13 protein-coding genes are annotated in these 14338 nt (G+C 61.5%); 8 read left to right on the top strand and 5 right to left on the bottom strand.

Going from position 1 to position 14338, the window contains the following annotated elements; translation table 11 throughout:
• The first annotated feature begins 518 nt into the window (after window positions 1-518).
• Window positions 519-1037, top strand: a complete 519-nt coding sequence (locus tag DKY63_RS17505; RefSeq protein ID WP_110965217.1) for a glycine cleavage system protein R — start codon at window positions 519-521, stop codon at window positions 1035-1037.
• 216 nt (window positions 1038-1253) lie between these two features.
• On the opposite strand, the gene rarD is transcribed toward DKY63_RS17505, so the two are convergent.
• The 5 genes from rarD to DKY63_RS17480 all read right to left on the bottom strand — a co-directional run bounded on the left by rarD (window position 1254) and on the right by DKY63_RS17480 (window position 7135).
• On the bottom strand, window positions 1254-2141 hold the full coding sequence (gene rarD / locus DKY63_RS17500; RefSeq protein WP_110965216.1) for an EamA family transporter RarD: 888 nt from the start codon (window positions 2139-2141) through the stop codon (window positions 1254-1256).
• A 159-nt stretch (window positions 2142-2300) separates the two neighbouring features.
• Complete coding sequence (locus DKY63_RS17495) at window positions 2301-3275, bottom strand: serine/threonine protein kinase (protein ID WP_110965215.1); 975 nt, start codon at window positions 3273-3275, stop codon at window positions 2301-2303.
• Window positions 3276-3457: 182 nt separating this feature from the next.
• Window positions 3458-5353, bottom strand: coding sequence for a PhoX family protein (locus DKY63_RS17490; RefSeq protein ID WP_110965214.1), 1896 nt, complete (start codon window positions 5351-5353; stop codon window positions 3458-3460).
• 85 nt (window positions 5354-5438) lie between these two features.
• Window positions 5439-6203 carry a TOBE domain-containing protein gene (locus DKY63_RS17485; RefSeq protein ID WP_110965213.1) on the bottom strand — a complete coding sequence of 255 codons (765 nt, stop codon included), beginning with the start codon at window positions 6201-6203 and terminating at the stop codon, window positions 5439-5441.
• A gap of 203 nt (window positions 6204-6406) precedes the next feature.
• Window positions 6407-7135, bottom strand: a complete 729-nt coding sequence (locus DKY63_RS17480) for a ComF family protein (protein ID WP_110965212.1) — start codon at window positions 7133-7135, stop codon at window positions 6407-6409.
• Between the two features lie 109 nt (window positions 7136-7244).
• Here DKY63_RS17480 and bioB point away from each other — a divergent pair, with 109 nt between their 5' ends.
• The 7 genes from bioB (at window position 7245) to DKY63_RS17445 (ending at window position 14337) form a co-directional block, all read left to right on the top strand.
• A complete protein-coding gene (gene bioB / locus DKY63_RS17475) occupies window positions 7245-8300 on the top strand; it encodes a biotin synthase BioB (protein ID WP_110965211.1) in 1056 nt (351 codons plus the stop codon).
• A gap of 160 nt (window positions 8301-8460) precedes the next feature.
• Window positions 8461-9639, top strand: a complete 1179-nt coding sequence (gene bioF, locus DKY63_RS17470) for an 8-amino-7-oxononanoate synthase (RefSeq protein WP_110965210.1) — start codon at window positions 8461-8463, stop codon at window positions 9637-9639.
• On the top strand, window positions 9632-10363 hold the full coding sequence (locus tag DKY63_RS17465; RefSeq protein WP_110965209.1) for an alpha/beta fold hydrolase: 732 nt from the start codon (window positions 9632-9634) through the stop codon (window positions 10361-10363). Before bioF ends, DKY63_RS17465 begins: the two co-directional genes overlap by 8 nt.
• Window positions 10356-11174 (top strand): malonyl-ACP O-methyltransferase BioC, encoded by an 819-nt coding sequence (gene bioC / locus DKY63_RS17460; RefSeq protein WP_110965208.1) that lies wholly within the window; start codon window positions 10356-10358, stop codon window positions 11172-11174. The genes DKY63_RS17465 and bioC overlap by 8 nt, the downstream gene beginning before the upstream one ends.
• Window positions 11171-11851: a dethiobiotin synthase gene (gene bioD / locus DKY63_RS17455; protein WP_110965207.1), complete on the top strand. Its 681-nt coding sequence runs from the start codon at window positions 11171-11173 to the stop codon at window positions 11849-11851. Before bioC ends, bioD begins: the two co-directional genes overlap by 4 nt.
• Before the next feature lie 106 nt (window positions 11852-11957).
• The gene (locus DKY63_RS17450; protein ID WP_110965206.1) at window positions 11958-12254 is read left to right on the top strand and encodes a pyrroloquinoline quinone biosynthesis protein PqqE; all 297 of its coding nucleotides are present in this window, start codon (window positions 11958-11960) and stop codon (window positions 12252-12254) included.
• Window positions 12255-12531: 277 nt separating this feature from the next.
• On the top strand, window positions 12532-14337 hold the full coding sequence (locus tag DKY63_RS17445; protein ID WP_110965205.1) for a phenylacyl-CoA dehydrogenase: 1806 nt from the start codon (window positions 12532-12534) through the stop codon (window positions 14335-14337).
• The last annotated feature ends 1 nt before the right edge of the window (window position 14338 follow it).

Here is a 14338-nt window from a genome sequence, read left to right as displayed (position 1 = left end):
CGCTTTTCAGCTCTTCAATTTAACAATGAAGCCTTCGGCCATTTAAACCACAAACCCGTCTACCAGTACATGCCATTTTCTGGCGGCTGGGTTGGGACCAATCAACGGCTTGGGGCCTTGCTGACAGGGCTTTCAGGGTTGCGAACGTGCCTGCGGCAGACATCGATCCAACGTTATGTAGTGCGCGCCAGGGCATACTACATGATGAATTGCGGTTGTGAAAATTAGACTAATTACGTCGTTCTGCGACCCTGTGACGCATTGCGGTCACGGCGCGGGGCTGGATGTTCTCAAAAAACTGGTTGATTGTTCCAGTTAATTCTCAAAGTTGTACACGATTTGTGATCGACGGAGAGATCTGCGGTGCTTCAATCGCGGGCAAGCCTTGCTCCTACAGGCCTGCGTGAGTCCTGTAGGAGCAAGGCTTGCCCGCGAAGACGTCGGACCTGCTAACACAGAATCGGCCCTTGCCTATACTTTGTTTTCCATAACAAAAGACACGACCAGAGGGCTGCGCCATGGATCACCTCGTACTCACGGTTTTCGCCCCGGACAAGCCCGGGCAGGTTGAGCGCATTGCCCAATGCATCGCCGAGCAGGGCGGTAACTGGCTGGAAAGCCGGATGTCGCGCATGGCCGGGCAATTTGCCGGGATACTTCGGGTGGGGGTTCCGGCCGAGGCCTACGATTCGCTGGTGGATGCCCTGCAGGGGCTGTCGGCCCATGGCATTCGCGTGTTGATCGCTGAAAGCAGTATCGAACAGTCCTGCACCTGGAAACCGATTGCCATGGAACTGGTGGGCAATGACCGGCCGGGGATCGTGCGCGACATCACTCGGCTGTTGAGTGAGCAGGGGGTCAATCTGGAGCGGCTGGTGACCGAAGTGCGGCCCGCGCCGATGAGCAGCGAGCCGTTGTTTCACGCCGAAGCGATTCTCGCGGTGCCGCTGACGCTGTCCCTGGACGTGCTGCAATCGCGCCTGGAAACCCTGGCCGACGACCTGATGGTGGAGCTGGTACTGCGCAGTGAACCCTGATCGGGTTATCCAGTTTTAACGTGCACCCGCCTGTGGATAACCTGTAGAGACTGCCCGCCAGGCCACGCCAACCGTGGCTTGGCGCAAGTTGATCAAAAAAACGCCAACATTCAGTGACTTGCGCACAAACGCCGGGGATCACGCTGTGGATAACCTTGGGAAGGAACGTTGCAGGCCACGTGGACCGTGGCCTGTAGATGGTTGTGCGTTTTTTGATCAGTTGCGGCTGCGCAGACTTATCCACGCATCGATGCTGTAAACCGCCAGGCCCGCCCAGATGAACATGAACGCCACCAGGGTGCTGGACGACAAGTGTTCACCAAACAGCAGCACGGCTTGCAGCAACACCAGTGTCGGCGCCAGGTACTGAAGGAAGCCCAGGGTGGTGTAGGGCAGGTGCCGCGCGGCAGCGTTGAAACACACCAGCGGCACCAGCGTGACCGGCCCCGCAGCCACCAGCCACCAGGCTTCGGAGGTGGTCCAGAACTCGGCCTGAGCGCTGTGGGCCGTCGGATTGAACAGCAACCACGCCAGGGCGATGGGCACCAGCATCCAGGTTTCCACCACCAGACCCGGCAAGGCCTTGACCGGTGCCTGCTTGCGGATCAGTCCGTAGAAACCGAAGCTCAGTGCCAGAATCAGCGACACCCACGGCAGACTGCCGACCTGCCAGACCTGCTGCGCCACGCCTGCGGCCGCCAGCCCCACTGCAATCCACTGCATGCGCCGCAGCCGCTCGCCGAGAATCAACATGCCCAGCAGCACGTTCACCAGCGGGTTGATGTAGTAGCCGAGGCTGGCTTCGAGCATGCGCCCGTTGTTCACCGACCAGACATAGGTCAGCCAGTTGGCTGCGATCAGGGTGCCGCTCAGCGCGAGGATCGCCAGGCGACGCGGGTTCTCGCGCAACTCACGCCACCAGCCCGGGTGCTTCCAGACCAGCAACAGCAAGGCACCGAACAGCGCCGACCACAGCACGCGATGGATGATGATTTCCACGGCGGGCACGCTGGCGATGGCTTTGAAATAGAGTGGGAAAAGTCCCCAGATGATGTAGGCGGTCAGGCCCAGTATGTACCCGAGACGCGGGTTGGCAGCTTGCATGCAGAGTCCTTGCTTAGGCAGCTAACAAAGAAGGGATTGTAAGGAGATTTTCTACGATGTGCTGCTGTGTCGCTTTTCTGTAGGAGCAAGGCTTGCCCGCGATGGCGTCCTTAAGATCGCCATCGCGGGCAAGCCTTGCTCCTACAGGTACTGCGGTATTCAGAAGAGTTTAAGTGGTTCTTCGTTGAGCGCCGCCAATTGCTCGCGCAATGCCAGCACCTGGTCGCCCCAATACCGCTCCGTGCCGAACCACGGGAAACTGCGCGGGAACGCCGGATCGTCCCAGCGGCGGGCGAGCCAGGCGCTGTAGTGCATCAGGCGCAAGGCGCGCAAGGGTTCGATCAGGGCCAGTTCCCGCGGGTCGAAGTCATGGAACTCGTTGTAGCCATCCATCAGTTCCGACAACTGTCCCAGGCAGTCCTGGCGATTGCCGGCCAGCATCATCCAGATGTCCTGCACCGCCGGGCCCATGCGGCAGTCGTCGAGGTCGACGATGTGGAACATTTCATCGCGGCACATCATGTTGCCGGGGTGGCAATCGCCGTGCATGCGGATGTTCTGGTGGGGCGTGTCGTTGTAGGCATCTTCCACGCGCTTGAGCAGATCCCGGGCCACGGACTCGTAGGCCGGCAGCAGGCTGCGGGGAATGAAATCGCCTTCGAGCAGGGTCGCCAGTGAATCATGGCCGAAGTTTTTCACCGCCAGCGCTTCGCGGTGCTCGAAGGGTTTGGTTGCACCGACCGCATGCAGGCGACCCAGCAGTTGCCCCAGGCGGTACAACTGATCGAGATTGCCCGGCTCCGGCGCGCGACCGCCGCGACGGGGGAACAGGGTGAAACGGAAGCCGTTGTGTTCGTGCAGGGTTTCACCGTTGTGGATCAGCGGCGCCACCACCGGCACCTCGACCTCGGCGAGTTCGAAGGTGAACTGGTGTTCTTCGAGGATCGCTTCGTTGGTCCAGCGCTGTGGGCGGTAGAACTTGGCGATCAGTGGCTCGGAGTCTTCGATGCCGACTTGATAAACGCGGTTTTCGTAGCTGTTGAGCGCCAGAATGCGCGCGTCACTCAAGAAGCCGATGCTTTCGACGGCATCGAGCACGAGGTCTGGGGTGAGGGTTTCAAACGGGTGGGCCATGCTGACTCCTGCGCGCAGCAGGCTGCTGCGTCCGGCCAGGCATGGTAGCGCAGAAGGGCTGTCTTTAGTGTTTGGGCTTGAGAGGTGTGGTGTGCAGGATGGCGCCATCGCGAGCAAGCTTTGCTCCTACAGGGCGTCGCACACGAACTGTAGGAGCAAGGCTTGCCCGCGATGAGGGCCGATCAGGCGCCGATGATCCCGCCATCTTCACGGGTGATCACGATCACCGAAGACCGCGGCTTGCCATTGGGCAGGTGCTCGGGAAAGGTCGAGCCGCCGAGTTCGCCCGGATGTTGAATCCCGACGAACATCGTTTTGTGGTCCGGCGCAAAACTGATCCCTGTTACTTCACAACCAATCGGCCCGACCATAAATCGGCGAATTTCACCGCTCACCGGGTCAGCGCAAAGCATCTGGTTGTTGCCCATGCCGGCGAAATCACCGGCATTGCTGACATCGCCGTCAGTCTGGATCCACAGCCGTCCGGCCTCATCGAAGGCCAGGCCATCGGGGCTGTTGAACATGTTCTGCGCGGTGACGTTCGACGAGCCGCCCTTCGGCGTGCCGGCATGCACATTCGGGTTGCCGGCGACCACGAATAGGTCCCAGGCAAAGGTGTGGGACGAGTGGTCGTCGCGGTCGGTGCGCCAGCGCAGGATTTGTCCGTAGACGTTTTTTTCCCGCGGGTTCGGCCCGCCCACCGGTTGCCCCTCTTCGCCACGCTTGGCGTTGTTGGTCAGGGTGCAATAGACCTGGCCATCCTTGGGGCTGACCACGATCCATTCCGGGCGGTCCATGCGCGTGGCCTTTACCACACTGGCCGCCAGGCGCGCATGAATCAGCACCTGGGCCTGGTCAGCGAAACCGCTGCTGGCGTCGATGCCGTTTTTGCCGTGGGTCAGTTCGATCCATTCACCCTGGCCCTTGGGATGATCGGCATTGCCGTCGCCCGCGTCGAAGCGCGCCACGTACAGGGTGCCGTGGTCCAGCAGGTCGCGGTTGGCCTTGGGGTTCTGGTGGTTGATCTTGTCGCGGCTGACGAATTTGTAGATGAACTCGCCGCGCTCATCGTCGCCCATGTACACCACGGCATGGCCGTCGCTGGTTTGCGTGATGGCAGCGTTTTCGTGTTTGAAGCGACCCAGCGCCGTACGCTTGACCGGAGTCGATTGCGGATCGAACGGATCGATCTCGACCACCCAGCCGTGGCGATTGAATTCGTTGGGGTTGGTTGCCAGATCGAAGCGCGCATCGTGCTGGTGCCAGTTGATTTCTTTACTGGTGGCCACGGCACCGTAGCGCTTTTGCGCGGCGTCGAACTTCTGCTCGGCGTTGGTGCTGCCGAAGCAGTCAGTGAAGTTCTCTTCGCAGGTCAGGTAGGTGCCCCAGGGGGTCTTGCCGTTGGCGCAATTCTGGAAGGTGCCCAGCACGTTTTTGCCGTGCGGATCGGCGCTGGTCTTCAACAACTCGTGGCCGGCGGCCGGACCGCTGAAGGCGATCGGCGAGTTGCCGTGGATGCGGCGGTTGTAGCGCGAGTCCTGCACGAACTGCCAGTGACCGTTTTTGCGCTGGACTTCGAGCACCGTCACGCCTTCGGCCGCCAATGCCTTGCGCACTTCTTCGGCCGATTGCGGCATGCCGCCGTGGGGATAGAGGTAGCGGTAGTTGGTGTATTCGTTGTTGATGGCCATCAGCGCCCGGTTTTTATCACCGGGGAAGGGGAACAGGCTCATGCCGTCGTTGTGGTCGCCGAACTGCACTTCCTGATGCTCGGCGCTGCCATTGCCGCTCGGGTCGAAGGCCGGGCCGTTCTTGTGCAGGGGCTGACCCCAACTGATCAGCACCGACGATTTGTAGCCCGGTGGCAGGCTGATGCTGTCGGTGGTGGCGGCGGGAATGCCGGGGAAGCCCAGTAACGTGCTGGTGCCAGCATTGGCGGCGAGCACGCTGCGGCTCAACAGGTTGCCGCCCAGAAACATTGCGGCGCCGCACAGGGCGCCCGCGCTGATGAATCCACGACGGCTGAGGCCGACCATCTGTTCGAGGTCGGTGGGTTGGTGTTCTTCCAATAAGCTCATATCAGGCTCCCTGCGGTTTTTGCAGTCACCTTAAAGATGCCCAATGAAGGTTTTGTTGCAGTTGTTTGACGGGCAGGCCCTTTCGTCAGAGCGGCGTGCCGAGCAGTACGTTGAATGGCGAGAACTGGACGCCCACCGGTTTGCCGACGCCCAGGCCCCGGGATCGCAGGTGCTCGGGGTCAGTCAGGGCGCAGAGTGTCTGCCCATTGGGCAGGGCGATGCGCACTTCGCTGGGGCCGTTTTCGGCGTCGAGAATTTCCTCGATCGTGCCTTCGAGAAAACTGTATCCCGGTGTTACCTGGTCGCCGACGGCCAGCACTTCAAGCCACCCGGCCTTGATCAGGGCCACCACTTGCACGCCCGGTTGCAGCTCCAGGCGCAGGGTACTCTCGTGGGTGATTTGCGCATCGATGCTCAGGCCTTCGGCCAGCTCCAGGTGAATCCTGTCGTTGTGTCCCTGGGTGTCGATGGCGGCAATCGTGCCGTGCAACTGATTGCGCGCGCTGGTCCTGAGCATCAGTCGCCCGAGCAGGTCGAGGTCGCTGGCATCTTCGGCCGCTTCCAGCACCTGGGCCTGCAACGCCTGCAGCTTTTGATACAGACGCAAAACCCGTTCACCTTCAGTGGACAGCCTGGCGCCGCCTCCGCCCTTGCCACCGACGCTACGTTCCACCAGCGGTTTTTGCGCGAGGTTGTTCAGCTCATCAATGGCATCCCAGGCGGCCTTGTAGCTCAGCCCCGCACTTTTCGCCGCACGGGTGATCGAGCCCTGTTCGGCGATGTGCTGCAGCAAAGCGATGCGTTGCGGGCGGCGGGCGATGTGTTGGGACAGCAGTGTAGGCAGGGACATGTGGGCAGGCTTTGGTTGTGGCGATGGTGAGGACGTTGGCGGCTTGCAGAGCATGAGTCAAGTCATACGCCACCTGTAGGAGCCGAGCTTGCTCGCGATAGCGGTGTGACAGCCACCATCGATGGTAAATGTTAATCCGCTATCGCGAGCAAGCTCGGCTCCCACAGGGTTTGTGTTGTCCCACAGGGTTTTGTGTTTTCAGGTCAAAGGGTGTCGCCTGGCTTGGGAGTGCGGGCCAGGCAGTAAACATCGACCCGTGCCGCACCAGCTTCCATCAGCAGACGAGCCAGCGCCTGTGCAGTGGCACCGGTGGTCAGCACGTCGTCCACCAGTGCCAGGTGGCGTCCCTTGATCGAAGCGTCGGGCGCCAGGGCGAAAGCGTTACGCAGGTTTTGCCGTCGTTCGCTGGCATTCAGCGTTTGCTGCGCTCCGGTGTCCTGGGTTCTTAGCAGCAGAGGCAAGTCGAGTTGGTCGCCGAGCCAACGCGCGAGCATGGCGGCTTGATTGAACCCCCGTTGGCGCAGTCGCCGGGTGGCCAGTGGAACGGCAATCAGCAGGTCGGGTTGCGGCAGGTCGTCAGCGAAACGATGTCGCAACGCCTGGGCGAGCAATTCGGCCAGCAGATGACCAAACGGCCACTTCGCGCTGTGTTTGAAGCGGGTAATCAGGCTGTCGATCGGAAAGCTGTAGGTCCAGGGTGCAATCACCCGCTCGAAGGCCGGCGGTTGTGTCAGGCATTGGCCGCAGGTCAGGCCCGAGCCTGGCAACGGCAGGGCGCAGGTCTGGCAATGATCGCCGAGCCATGGCAGCTCGGTTTCGCACGCCATGCACAGGGGAATGGCGCCATCGGCAGCTTCATCGCAGAGCAAACAGATTTGTATGTTTTTTGACCAGATGTAAACCGGCCCTTTGTAGTGTGGTTGACAGCGCATCACTCTTCCTTAAATATGCCGAACATCCGTGTCGCGCCTGGGGTTATTCCATGCCTCAGGTGCTTGCCCAGCATAAAACCGTGCCCTGCATAAAAGAAAGGTAATGCCCATGAGCGCCAGCACCTCTGCAACCCTGCGTCATGACTGGTCTTTGGCTGAAGTCAAAGCACTCTTCGTTCAGCCATTCAATGACCTGTTGTTCCAGGCACAGACCGTGCACCGCGCGCATTTCGACGCCAACCGCGTCCAGGTTTCCACGCTGCTTTCGATCAAGACCGGCGCCTGCCCGGAAGATTGCAAATACTGCCCGCAGTCCGGTCACTACAACACCGGTCTGGAAAAAGAAAAGCTGATGGAAGTGCAGAAGGTCCTCGAAGAGGCCGCTCGCGCCAAGGCCATCGGTTCGACCCGTTTCTGCATGGGCGCGGCGTGGAAGCACCCGTCGGCCAAGGACATGCCATACGTGCTGAAGATGGTCGAAGGCGTGAAGGCCCTGGGCCTGGAAACCTGCATGACCCTCGGTCGCCTCGATCAGGAACAGACCGAAGCGCTGGCCAAGGCCGGCCTGGACTACTACAACCACAACCTCGATACCTCGCCGGAGTTCTACGGCAGCATCATCACCACCCGCACCTACAGCGAGCGTCTTCAGACCCTGGCCTACGTACGTGATTCGGGTATGAAGATCTGCTCCGGCGGCATCCTCGGCATGGGCGAGTCCCTCGACGACCGCGCCAACCTGCTGATCCAGCTGGCCAACCTGCCGGAGCATCCGGAGTCGGTGCCGATCAACATGCTGGTGAAAGTGGCCGGCACACCGCTGGAAAACGCCGAAGACGTCGACCCGTTCGACTTCATCCGCATGCTCGCCGTCGCCCGGATCCTGATGCCAAAGTCCCACGTACGCCTGTCCGCTGGCCGCGAAGCCATGAACGAGCAAATGCAGGCCCTGGCCTTCTTCGCCGGCGCCAACTCGATTTTCTACGGCGAAAAACTGCTGACCACCGCCAACCCGCAGGCCGACAAGGACATGCAACTGTTCTCGCGTCTGGGCATCCAGCCGGAAGCGCGTGAAGAGCATGCCGATGAGGTGCATCAGGCCGCGATTGAACAGGCGCTGGTGGAGCAGAAGAGCAGCGAGCAGTTCTATAACGCGGCTGTTTGATCGCCGGTTTGATGTTCTGATTGAAATGCAAAACCCCTGTAGGAGCGAGCCTGCTCGCGATTGCGGTATGACATCCAATAACGATGTCGACTGACACACCGCTTTCGCGAGCAGGCTCGCTCCTACAGGGGATCTGTTTCACCGGATAGACGAGGCCTGCATGTCTTTCGATCTCGCCGCACGCCTGGCTGCCCGTCGTGCCGAAAACCTCTACCGCCAACGTCCGCTGCTCGAAAGCCCGCAAGGCCCCGAAGTGGTGGTCGATGGTCAGCCGTTGCTGGCGTTCTGCAACAACGACTACCTGGGCCTGGCCAATCATCCGCAAGTGATCGAAGCCTGGCGCGCGGGTGCCGAGAAATGGGGCGTCGGTGGTGGGGCGTCGCATCTGGTGATCGGCCACAGTGCTCCGCATCACGCTCTGGAAGAAGCTCTGGCGGACCTCACCGGTCGCCCGCGGGTTCTGCTGTTCACCACCGGTTACATGGCCAACCTCGGTGCGGTCACCGCGTTGGTGGGGCAGGGCGATACCGTGCTCGAAGATCGCCTCAATCACGCCTCGCTGCTCGATGCCGGTCTGTTGTCCGGTGCGCGCTTCAGCCGCTACCTGCACAACGACGCAACGAGCCTCGCCTCACGCCTGGAAAAAGCCACCGGCAATACCCTGGTGGTCACCGACGGCGTGTTCAGCATGGACGGCGATATCGCCGATCTGCCGGCGTTGGCCCGGCAAGCCAAGGCCAAGGGGGCATGGCTGATGGTCGACGATGCTCACGGCTTTGGCCCCTTGGGTGCCAATGGCGGTGGCAGTGTCGAGCACTTCGGCCTGGGCATGGACGATGTGCCGGTCCTGGTCGGCACCCTCGGCAAGGCGTTTGGCACGGCGGGTGCCTTCGTCGCCGGCAGCGAAGAGTTGATCGAGAGCCTGATCCAGTTCGCCCGCCCTTACATCTACACCACCAGCCAACCGCCTGCCCTGGCCTGCGCCACGCTGAAAAGCCTGGAGCTGCTGCGCAGCGAACACTGGCGTCGCGAACATTTGCAGGCACTGATCCGCCAGTTCCGTCATGGAGCCGAACAGATTGGCCTGGAGCTGATGGATAGCTTCACGCCGATCCAGCCGATCATGATTGGCGACGCAGCACGTGCGGTGCGCCTGTCGCAGACGCTGCGCGAGCGCGGCTTGATGGTGACCGCGATCCGCCCGCCCACGGTGCCGGCCGGCAGTGCCCGTTTGCGCGTGACCCTGACCGCCGCCCACAGCGAAAAGCAGGTGCAGCTATTGTTAGAGGGGTTGGCCGATTGTTTTAAACAACTTGGATCGGAGCCAGGCGATGCGTGATCGACTGATTCTGCTACCCGGATGGGGCCTCGGAATCTCCCCGATGGAGCCGCTGGCGGCGGCCTTGCGGGGGCTGGACGAGCACCTGCGGGTGGAAATCGAGCCACTGCCGGAGCTGGAGTCGAGCGATCCTGAAGAATGGCTCGATGAACTCGACTCGACGATTCCCCAGGACGCCTGGCTCGGCGGCTGGTCTTTGGGCGGCATGCTGGCGTCGCGGTTGGCGGCCCGTCGCGGTGATCGTTGCTGCGGTCTTCTGACCCTGGCGAGCAATGCGTCTTTCGTCAGCCATGAACAGTGGCCGGGCGCGATGCCCGGCGACACCTTCGATGCATTTCTGGCCGGTTGCGCGGCTGACCAGCGCATGACCTTGAAACGTTTTACGCTGCTCTGCGCACAGGGCGCCGAAGACCCGCGCGGGTTGTCGCGGTTGTTGCTCGGCGGTGCGCCCAACAGTTCAGCTGCGGTGTTGATGAGCGGCCTGCAAGTGCTGGCGCAACTGGATACCCGGCTAGCCTTGCAGGCCTTTCGCGGCCCGCAACTGCACCTGTTCGCCGGCCTCGATGGCCTGGTACCCGCCGAAGCGGCTGGCGACTTGCTGTCGCTGCTGCCGGATGTAGAGATCGGTCTGATTGAACAGGCCAGCCACGCGTTCCTGCTGGAAGACCCCCACGGTGTGGCGGGGGCGATCCACGCTTTTTTGCATGAGTCCGGCGATGAATGATTTATCCCTTCCCTTTCCAAGGCAACCCGGCGCTTTACCCGACAAACGCCAGGTAGCCGCCTCCTTTTCCCGTGCCGCGGCGACCTACGACAGCGTGGCCGAGTTGCAGCGCGATGTCGGCAGCCAGTTGCTGAGCCGGCTGCCCGCCGATTTTGCACCGGGACGCTGGCTGGACCTTGGCTGCGGCACCGGGCATTTCAGTCGTGCACTGGCGCAGCGGTTCCCCGAGGGACAAGGGGTGGCGCTGGACATCGCCGAGGGCATGCTCAATCACGCCCGGCCATTGGGCGGAGCCACGCACTTCATCGCCGGCGATGCCGAGCGTCTGCCGCTGCGTGATTCGAGCTGTGATCTGATCTTCTCCAGCCTGGCGGTGCAGTGGTGCGCGGACTTCGCCTCGGTGCTCAGCGAAGCCCGTCGCGTGCTCAAGCCGGGCGGAATCTTCGCGTTTGCTAGTCTGTGCGTGGGCACGTTGTTTGAACTGAGAGACAGTTGGCGGCAGGTCGACGGCATGGTGCATGTCAACCGCTTCCGTGAGTTCGAGGTTTATCAACAGCTCTGCGCGGCCAGCGGCCTGCAGGCGATCAGTCTGCAAACCGTGCCCCACGTGCTGCATTACCCGGATGTGCGCAGCCTGACCCATGAGCTCAAGGCACTGGGCGCGCACAACATTAACCCTGGCCGGCCCGGCGGACTGACTGGCCGGGCGCGGATTCTGGGTTTGATCGAGGCTTACGAGCAATTTCGTCAGGCCCGGGGCCTGCCGGCGACTTATCAAGTGGTGTACGCCGTTATGGAGAAACCCTTATGAGCGCAGCCTATTTCATCACCGGCACCGATACCGATGTGGGCAAGACCACGGTAGCCGCCGGATTGCTGCATGCCGCGCGGTCAGCTGGCCTGAGCACGGCAGCGGGTAAACCGGTGGCTTCCGGTTGTGACGTGACGCCCAAGGGCCTGCGCAATGCCGATGCCCTGGCGTTGTTGGCGGAGTGCTCGCTGCCGTTGACTTATGCACAGGTCAATCCGGTGGCGTTCGAGCCCGCCATCGCCCCGCATCTGGCTGCGCGAGAGGCTGGCGTGGCATTGACGGTGCAGTCGTTGTTGACTCCCATGCGGCAGATTCTCGACATGCAGGCCGATTTCACCCTGATCGAAGGCGCCGGTGGCTGGCGCGTACCTCTGGCCGATCAGGACAATCTGTCGGACCTGGCCATGGCATTGGGGCTGCCGGTGATCCTGGTGGTGGGCGTTCGACTGGGGTGCATCAGCCATGCGTTGCTGACCGCCGAGGCGATTGCCCGGGATGGTTTGCAACTGGCCGGCTGGGTGGCCAACATCATCGATCCGAAGACGTCGCGCCTCGAAGAAAACCTCGCCACCTTGGCCGAACGTCTTCCGGCGCCATGCCTTGGACGGGTGCCGAAACTCAAGGGCGCGACGGCCGAAGCGGTGGCCGAGCATCTGCAACTGGACCTGCTGGATTAAGTTTTGCCTATGACAAGGCACTGTGCCATTAGTGTTTTTGACGGGCCTTTGGGCCGCAGGTCTGCTTCAATAGCCGCTGTTGATCCTCACAAGGACGAGTTCTCCCATGGAAATCTCAGGAAGCACCGCTTTTTATGCCGGTCTGAGCACCATTCAGACAGGGCAGAACCGCGTCGATCAGGCCGCCGGGCAGATCGCCAACAACACCATCGAACGTTCCGTCACCAGTCAGTCCTCCGAGGTCCAGGCCGAGCGACTGCGTTCGGTCGATCGCAGCCAGCAATCGGACGTGACCGGCAACATGCTGGAGATGGCCCAGGGCAAATTTCAGGTGGAGCTGGGGGCGAAAGTTGCCAAGGCTTCCGATGAAGTGCTCGGTACGCTGATCGATACCTTTGCCTGATTCCCCGCTGAATCTGCACCGCTGACGCCGCGAACCTTCGCGGCGTTTTTCATCGTAAGTCCTTATTCGCAAACTATTCTTTCTTCTATGACGTGTTGCTCGGGCATCGACGTTGCGTTGCTGCGTGCGCGGCATGGCACGCAAGCGATGACGAACGGAGAAAGATCGATGCTTGACAAGTTTTTAGCGTAAACGTATGTTTCAAACAACTGTTTGACCGTCATAACAATCGAACACGGTCGCTCCTCCCCGGTTACATCAGCAGAGGTTTATCGCTATGCCTGACTACAAGGCCCCCTTGCGTGATATTCGCTTCGTACGTGACGAACTGCTTGGCTACGAAGCGCACTATCAGAGCCTTCCGGCTTGCGCGGACGCAACGCCGGACATGGTTGACGCCATTCTCGAAGAAGGCGCCAAGTTTTGTGAGCAGGTACTGGCTCCGCTGAACCGCGTGGGCGACCTTGAAGGCTGCACCTGGAGCGAGTCCGGCGTTAAGACCCCGGCCGGTTTCAAGGAAGCCTACAAGCAGTTCGTCGAAGGCGGCTGGCCAAGCCTGGCCCACGACGTCGAGCACGGCGGCCAAGGCCTGCCGGAATCGTTGGGCCTGGCCATCAGCGAAATGGTGGGTGAGTCCAACTGGTCCTGGGGCATGTACCCTGGCCTGTCCCACGGCGCGATGAACACCATCTCCGAGCACGGCACCCCCGAGCAGCAAGAGGCTTACCTGACCAAGCTGGTATCCGGCGAGTGGACCGGCACCATGTGCCTGACCGAGCCGCACTGCGGCACCGACCTGGGCATGCTGCGCACCAAGGCCGAACCTCAGGCCGACGGTACCTACAAAGTCTCCGGCACCAAGATCTTCATCTCGGCCGGTGAACACGACATGGCCGACAACATCGTCCATATCGTGCTGGCCCGCCTGCCGGACGCTCCGGCCGGTACCAAAGGCATCTCCCTGTTCATCGTGCCGAAGTTCCTGCCGAACGCCGACGGCACCGTCGGTGCACGCAACGCCGTGACCTGCGGTTCGATCGAACACAAGATGGGCATCCACGGCAACGCCACCTGCGTGATGAACTTCGACGAGGCCACCGGTTTCCTGATCGGCCCGGCGAACAAAGGCCTGAACTGCATGTTCACCTTCATGAACACCGCACGCCTGGGCACCGCGCTGCAAGGTCTGGCCCACGCCGAAATCGGCTTTCAGGGCGGCCTGAAATACGCTCGCGATCGCCTGCAAATGCGTTCGCTGACCGGCCCGAAAGCACCGGACAAGGCCGCTGACCCGATCATCGTGCACCCGGACGTTCGTCGCATGCTGTTGACCATGAAGGCGTTCGCCGAAGGCAACCGCGCGATGGTTTACTTCACCGCCAAACAGGTCGATATCGTCAAATACGGCGTGGATGAAGAAGAGAAGAAGAAAGCCGACGCACTGCTGGCTTTCATGACCCCGATCGCCAAGGCCTTCATGACCGAAGTCGGTTTCGAATCGGCCAACCACGGCGTGCAGATCTACGGCGGCCACGGCTTCATCGCCGAGTGGGGCATGGAGCAGAACGTTCGCGACAGCCGAATCTCCATGCTGTACGAAGGCACCACCGGCATCCAGGCCCTCGACCTGCTGGGCCGTAAAGTGCTGATGACTCAAGGCGAGGCCCTCAAAGGCTTCACCAAGATCGTGCACAAGTTCTGCCAGAACAACGAAGGCAACGAAGCCGTGAAGGAATTCGTCGCACCACTGGCTGCACTGAACAAGGAGTGGGGCGAACTGACCATGAAGGTCGGCATGGCCGCCATGAAGGATCGCGAAGAAGTCGGCGCGGCTTCCGTGGACTACCTGATGTACTCCGGTTACGCCTGCCTGGCCTACTTCTGGGCTGACATGGCGCGCCTGGCTGCCGAGAAACTGGCCGCCGGCACCACCGAAGAGGCGTTCTACAACGCCAAGCTGCAGACCGCGCGGTTCTACTTCCAGCGCATCCTGCCGCGTACCCGCACACACGTTGCAACCATGCTGTCGGGCGCCAACAACCTGATGGACATGAAGGAAGAAGACTTCGCGCTGGGCTACTAAG

The sequence above is a fragment of the Pseudomonas putida genome (assembly GCF_003228315.1).
GTDB classification, from domain to species: Bacteria; Pseudomonadota; Gammaproteobacteria; order Pseudomonadales; family Pseudomonadaceae; genus Aquipseudomonas; species Aquipseudomonas putida_S.
Note: the sequence above shows the minus strand (reverse complement) of the source record. Positions and strands in the feature narration are given on the sequence as shown.